Source organism: Chitinophaga sp. sic0106, assembly GCF_019219075.1.
Taxonomy (GTDB): Bacteria; Bacteroidota; Bacteroidia; order Chitinophagales; family Chitinophagaceae; genus Chitinophaga.
The window spans coordinates 545,211-551,756 of record NZ_JAHUWJ010000002.1 but is presented as its reverse complement, the minus strand read 5'-3'; the positions used below and the strand labels follow the sequence as shown (position 1 = coordinate 551,756).

Genomic DNA, 6,546 nt, shown 5'->3' with positions numbered 1-6,546 from the left:
GCCAGCTTCCTTCAGATTCGCAGTCGCCCGCGACACCCTTGCTATTGGCTAACCCTTCCTACTACAAAGTGGGTTCGGGACTTGCACCCTATAGCAGATCGCCATGCCTGGCGCACACAAAAAAGCCTCCGGATCAATATCCGAAGGCTTTTGAATTTTTGCGGAGAGTCAGGGATTCGAACCCCGGGACCTGTTACAGTCAACAGTTTTCAAGACTGCCGCAATCGACCGCTCTGCCAACTCTCCAGTGGGATGCAAAGGTATAAAACGAAACCAAATTTCCAAAAAAATTTTTGAATTCTTTTTAAACCCGCTCCCACAAAGGCTCCGCTTAACGAAGGATGTACGAACCAGGCCCGTTTATTATGCCTGTCTGTTGAATAATGGTTCATAGATATTGCTGATTCATCGCGCTATACCTGGCCCGTACTTCCTGTTATATTCTTATTTCCAGCCTCCGCCCAGTGAACGGTAAAGGTCCACCATGGCTGAAAGGCGCTCTCTGTCGATATTGGCCTGATTCAACTCAGATTCCAATGCTTTTCCTTGTGCTGTAATTACCTCCAGGTAATTGGCCATACCGCTGCGGAACAGCAGCTGCGCCTGCTGTATCGCCAGTTGAGTCGTGCTCACCTGGCGGGTCACAATCTCCTGGCGGGTTTTGAGCTTATCCAGCTTCACCAGCGCATCACTTACCTCACCAATGGCGTTGAGGGCCGACTGCCGGAATTCCAGCACCGCCTGCTCCCTGTTAATGCGAGCTACTTCTAATTGCGTTTTTAAAGCCCTTTTCTGGAAGATCGGCTGAGCCAGACTACCAGCCACCGTTCCGAACAAAGATGCCGGCATAGTAAACCAATTGCTTGCTTTAAAGCTGTTCAACCCACCGCTGGCAGTAATATTCAGCGAAGGATACATGCTGGCCTGCGCCACACCCACTTTCGCATTGGCCGCTACCAACCCCATTTCGCTGGCACGTACATCCGGGCGGCGACTAATCATCTCCGCAGGAATGCCTGCTGGTAAGGCCGCAGGAACGGTGAAATCATGCAACTTACTACTGCGTGAAACAGCTCCCGGTAATTCACCGGTAAGGATACGCAAAGCGTTTTCCTGGATGGTAATCCCCTGTTCCAGCGCCGGCACCAGTAATTCTGCCGTCTGCTGCTGGGAAATAGCCTGCTGTATAGCCAGCTCCGTTACCTCACCGGCCGCTTTCTGCAAACGTATCACCTTCACGATCGTATCGCTCAGCGCTACGTTCTTACGGGCAATGTCCAGCTGCTGGTCCAACATCAGCAGGTTAAAATAACTACTCGCTACAGCCGCCACCACACTGGTTTGCACGGCATGTGCGCCTTCGTAGGACTGTAGGTAGGACGCTAATGCCGCCTCTTTCTGACGACGAATTTTTCCCCAAACATCTATCTCCCACGACATGCTGATGCCAGCATTATAGTCTTCGATATGATCACCCATGCCAAACTGGCTCATGTTCATACCGTTTAAACTGTTCTTGGAAGGAAAATTCGTAGCCGCACTTACCTGTCCGTTAAAGGAAGGTAACCAGCCCACTTTCGCCTGCTTCAGGTACTCCTGGGCAGCATCTACCCTTTTCACTGCAATCTGCAGGTCCAGGTTGCCACTCACCGCTTTATCAATCAGCTGCTGCAAAGTAGGATCAGTAAAAAACTTTTTCCATTCCATCCCGGCAATACTGCTGTCGGATGGTGCCGCATTGTTGAACTGCTCTGGCAGCGCCATCGGGGGCCGCTCGTAATTGCGGCCTACCCGACATGCTGCTAAACCTACAACTATAGACAACAGAATTAAAAATGAGCTATAACTTGTTTTCATTTGTCTTTTTTCTGATTCTGATAATAGATAACGCTGATATTTTAATGTATCAGCTTTGCCTCATGTGCTGCTTCCACTTCCGCTATCGGCTTACGGCTGATTTTCTCTTGCAGAAACTGGAAAATTACAAACAGCACAGGTATAATAAATACCCCGAGGACCACCCCGGTAAACATACCACCTACTGTACTCCAGCCTATTGAATGATTGCCTTTGGCAGATGCGCCTTGTGTAAAAATTAATGGCAACATACCAACAATAAAGGCAAATGATGTCATCAATATTGGACGAAGACGAAGCTGTGCTGCTTCCAAAGCTGCCTGAACAAGCTTATAGCCCGCCCTTCTCCGTTGTATCGCAAACTCCACAATCAGGATCGCATTTTTAGCCAATAATCCTATCAACATGATCATACCAATTTGTACGTAGATATTTCCCTCTATACCCTTAAAGCCAATGAAACTATATACACCCAATATACCCGTAGGTACCGTTAAGATTACTGCCAGTGGCAGAATATAGCTTTCATACTGTGCAGCCAGCAGGAAGAATACAAACAATACACTCAATAAAAACACGAACGCAGTTTGGTTCCCTGCTCTTATCTCTTCCCTAGTAATACCCGTAAACTCATAGGCATATCCTTGTGGCAATGTCTTTTTCGATACTTCTTCAATGGCTTTAATTACATCACCGGTACTATAACCTGGTTTGGGTGTAGCATTGATGGTAACAGCACTATACAGATTGTTTCGTGTTACTGTTTCCGGGCCATATACGCGTGTGAATTTGGCCACTGTATTTACCGGCACCATCGTACCCAAGTTGTTCTTTACATAAATAGCATCCAACGAACTTTTATCCATCCGGTATGAAACATCGGCCTGCGCCATAACGCGGCTATACTTCCCGAAACGGTTAAAGTCCGAAACGAAACTACTACCATAATACGTTTGCAGCGTATTCAACAAATCACCAACAGATACACCCAGTTGTTTCACTTTTACTTCATCTATATCAATGGTGTATTGTGGGTTACCCGTATTAAAAGTAGTAAATGCACTCGCCACTTCCGGCCGCTGACTTAACGCACCAACAAACCCCCATGCGGTTCCTGCCAATTTCTCCAGCGAGCCGTTTGTTCTGTCCTGCAGCATCATTTCTACCCCGCTCACATTACCGAAACCCTGTATGGTTGGAAAACCAACAAAAAAAGTCAAGGCATCATGTACTTGCGTCGATTTGCCTAACAAACCACCTGCAATGGCAGTAGGGTCTTTTACAACACCTCTCTCCTTACGATCTTTTAACCTTACGAATATCGCAGCATTAGGAGAAGCGTTCGCATTTGTTACGAAGTTCATCCCATTGGCAGCCCATACATCGCTCACACCCTCATCGTGCATCACAATTTTACTAATCTGGTTCGTTGCATTCTCCGTTCTGCTAAGTGAACTACCGGGAGGTGTTTGGGTAATACCTACTACAAATCCCTGATCCTCATCTGGAATAAACCCGGTAGGTGTAGTTTTGATCAGCCAAAAGGTAGCAACCACCACAAGCAACAATCCGGTAATGGCCACCCATCTGTTCTTCAGCAGGAATTTGATGCTCCGTATATATCTTGCCGTCATGGCATCAAAAGCGGTATTAAACGCATCGAAGAAACGGGCACCAAAACCTTTTTTGTGTCCACCTTCGCCTATATGCTGATTCTTTAAGAACAAAGCACACAACGCCGGACTTAACGTTAACGCGTTCACTGCAGAAATAACGATAGCAATGGCCAGTGTAAAAGCAAATTGTTTATAGAATACGCCTGCAGGACCTTGTACAAAGCTCACTGGCACAAACACTGCCGCCATTACCAATGTGATGGAAACAATCGCACCGGATATCTCACTCATCGTTTTAAGGGTGGCCTCTCTTGCCGGTAAATGCTCACGTTCCATCGTTGAGTGTACAGCCTCTACCACCACAATGGCATCATCCACCACAATACCAATAGCCAGTACCAAAGCGAACAATGTAAGCAGGTTAATGCTGAAGCCGAATAATTGTAAGAAGAAGAAGGTACCTATAATCGAAACAGGAACAGCAATTACCGGGATCAATGTAGAGCGCAGATCTTGCAGGAAAACAAAAACTACGATGGCCACAAGGATGAACGCAATGATCAGTGTTTCTTTTACCTGGTCGATAGATGCATCCAAAAACTCCTTCGAGTTGTACATTATCTTAAATTTCATACCATCCGGTAACGCCTTGTCAAATACCCCAATCTGTCGTTCCAGTTCGGTAAGAATTTCATTGGCATTGGAACCCGGTGTCTGCACAATACCAAAACCAGTAGCCGGTTTGCCATCAAGCAAATTCGAGGCAGTATAGGTATAGCCACCTAGTTCCACCCTGGCCAAATCTTTAAGGCGAAGAACAGAACCATCGTTCTTTGCCTTAATCACCATATTTTCATACTCTTCCGGCTTATTTAATTTTCCCTTGTATTTAATAATATACTCGAAAGATTCTTTACTACTTTGTCCCAAACGCCCTGGTGCAGCTTCTACGTTCTGATCCTTGATCGCATTCATCACTTCTGTGGTAGAAAGATTATTAGCGACAAGCCTGTCGGGTTTCAACCAGATACGCATCGAATAATCTTTTGAACCAAATGGCTGCACCTGTGCCACCCCTGGTATACGCTGTAACTGAGGGATGATATTAATTCTTGCATAGTTATTTAAGAACAGTTCATTATACTTAACGCTGTCCTCACTATATATCGCCACAAACATCAGGAAGCTGCTCTGCACTTTCTGTGTAGAAAGCCCAGCTTGTAATACTTCGGGAGGTAGCTGGCTGTTAGCTTTTGATACGCGGTTTTGTACGTTTACCGCCGCAATATCAGGATCTGTTCCCTGTTTAAAATAAACTGTTAAGACGTAGCTACCATCATTGTTGGAATTGGACGTCATATACGTCATGTTCTCCACACCATTTACCGATTCTTCTATCGGGGTAGCAACTGTACGGGCTATCACCTCCCCGTTGGCACCGGGGTAATTGGCTATCACCTGTACAGATGGCGGCGCAATCTCAGGAAATAAAGCCGTAGGCAGGGAGTATAAAGACAACGCTCCCAGTATAACCAATATGATAGAAATAACCGTAGATAATACCGGCCTTTCAATAAATCGTTTTAACATAAATAACAATTATGGGTTGCGGTATTTCCGCACGAACACAGGCAGCCATGTGTGTAACAACACTGCCTGCGTCACAATTTGAATAATGTTTTGTGTAAGCATTCCTGACACGGCGCGCTTTCACGTTTAATTCTTCTAAAGCAGCGGCTTTGCTTTCAACAAACTATCTATAGATACCATCTGTGGCTGAATAACAACACCATCTTTTAAACCACCCATCATCATGGTAGATTGAGAAGATAATACAATCTTATCCCCCTGCTTTACGCCATCCGTCACCAAATAATAATTAGACGTTTTGCCGGAAATGGTAAGTGGTTTTGTAACGATTTTATTACTATCGGCCACGGTATAAACGAATACTTTATCCTGCAATTCAAACGTGGCTTCCTGAGGAATTACCAATGCAGCAGCATGTAACGTAGGTACTCTCACTTTACCGGTACTTCCACTTCTAAGTATTCCCTGTGCATTAGGAAAGCTGGCACGTAAACTAATTGCACCAATAGTTTTGTCAAACTGCCCTTCCACTGTTTCAACTTTTCCTTTTTCAGGATAAACACTGCCATCTGCCAGGATTAATTCTACCTCTGGCATTCCTTTTACTTTTTCAGCAACACTATTACCTGGATATTTTTCCTTGAATTTGAGGAAATCGGTTTCACTTAAAGAAAAGTAAACACGCATGTCCTTTACTTCAGAAATAGTAGTCAATGCGCCTGCCATTCCTCGGCTAATAAGGCTTCCTGTTTTAAAGGGAATACTACCTACATAACCATCGCTGGGTGCAGTAATATTGGTGAACCCAAGATTGATACGGGCAGCTTCTACCTGAGCCTGTGCCTGGGCAACATTTGCTTTCGCTGAATTGTAACTTGCTTCTGCCGATTTTACTTGAACATCTGATACCACATTATTACTAAGTAGCGGTTTCAATTTATCAACGTTGATTTTTGCATTCTCTAATGCCGCTGTTGCAGCTTGTAAATTTGCAGTGGCATTGTTGAGTTGCTCTGCATATGGCCTTCTGTCGATTGTGAAAAGTGTTTGACCTTTTCTAACGTAATCGCCTTCATCTATTGAAATATTCGTCAGATAACCGTCTACCTGCGGTCTTATTTCCACATCACGGGTTCCTTCTACCGAAGCAGAAAAATCCTGAAACGTTGTAGTAGGTAATGTAACGGCTTTAATTACAGGTAATGCCGCTGGTGGCGGTGCATCTGTTTTTGCCTGTGTAGTACTGCATCCAGACAATACTGAAAGAACTATAAAGCTATAAAGTAGGCCTGCCGGCAATGTTGTTAATGTTGATTTCAATAGTTTCATACTACATTTTTTTTGACGACTAAAAATAAAATCCCCCGTTGCGACTCAGGCCAATAAAAGGCAGCCTTGCTTCGCAGCAAATCAGGTTTAGTGACAGCAATCGGGCGTGAGGATACAGGCAATATATTGCATAGCAGCGTGTCCGGGTATGCAT

3 protein-coding genes and 1 tRNA gene are annotated in these 6,546 nt (G+C 45.0%); all 4 read right to left on the bottom strand.

Annotated features, from left to right (window positions below):
* Positions 1 to 161: 161 nt before the first annotated feature.
* Positions 162 to 246 (bottom strand) — tRNA-Ser (locus tag KW844_RS05035).
* 198 nt (positions 247 to 444) lie between these two features.
* Complete coding sequence (locus tag KW844_RS05030; protein WP_218375614.1) at positions 445 to 1,857, bottom strand: efflux transporter outer membrane subunit; 1,413 nt, start codon at positions 1,855 to 1,857, stop codon at positions 445 to 447.
* A gap of 41 nt (positions 1,858 to 1,898) precedes the next feature.
* Complete coding sequence (locus tag KW844_RS05025) at positions 1,899 to 5,063, bottom strand: efflux RND transporter permease subunit (protein WP_218375613.1); 3,165 nt, start codon at positions 5,061 to 5,063, stop codon at positions 1,899 to 1,901.
* A 135-nt stretch (positions 5,064 to 5,198) separates the two neighbouring features.
* Positions 5,199 to 6,392 carry an efflux RND transporter periplasmic adaptor subunit gene (locus KW844_RS05020; RefSeq protein ID WP_218375612.1) on the bottom strand — a complete coding sequence of 398 codons (1,194 nt, stop codon included), beginning with the start codon at positions 6,390 to 6,392 and terminating at the stop codon, positions 5,199 to 5,201.
* Between the last annotated feature and the right edge of the window lie 154 nt (positions 6,393 to 6,546).

Excerpts from the sequence above, each read along its gene's own strand:
- KW844_RS05030 (WP_218375614.1), bottom strand. The coding sequence starts at position 1,857 with ATGAAAACAAGTTATAGCTCATTTTTAATTCTGTTGTCTATAGTTGTA.
- KW844_RS05025 (WP_218375613.1), bottom strand. The coding sequence starts at position 5,063 with ATGTTAAAACGATTTATTGAAAGGCCGGTATTATCTACGGTTATTTCT.
- KW844_RS05020 (WP_218375612.1), bottom strand. The coding sequence starts at position 6,392 with ATGAAACTATTGAAATCAACATTAACAACATTGCCGGCAGGCCTACTT.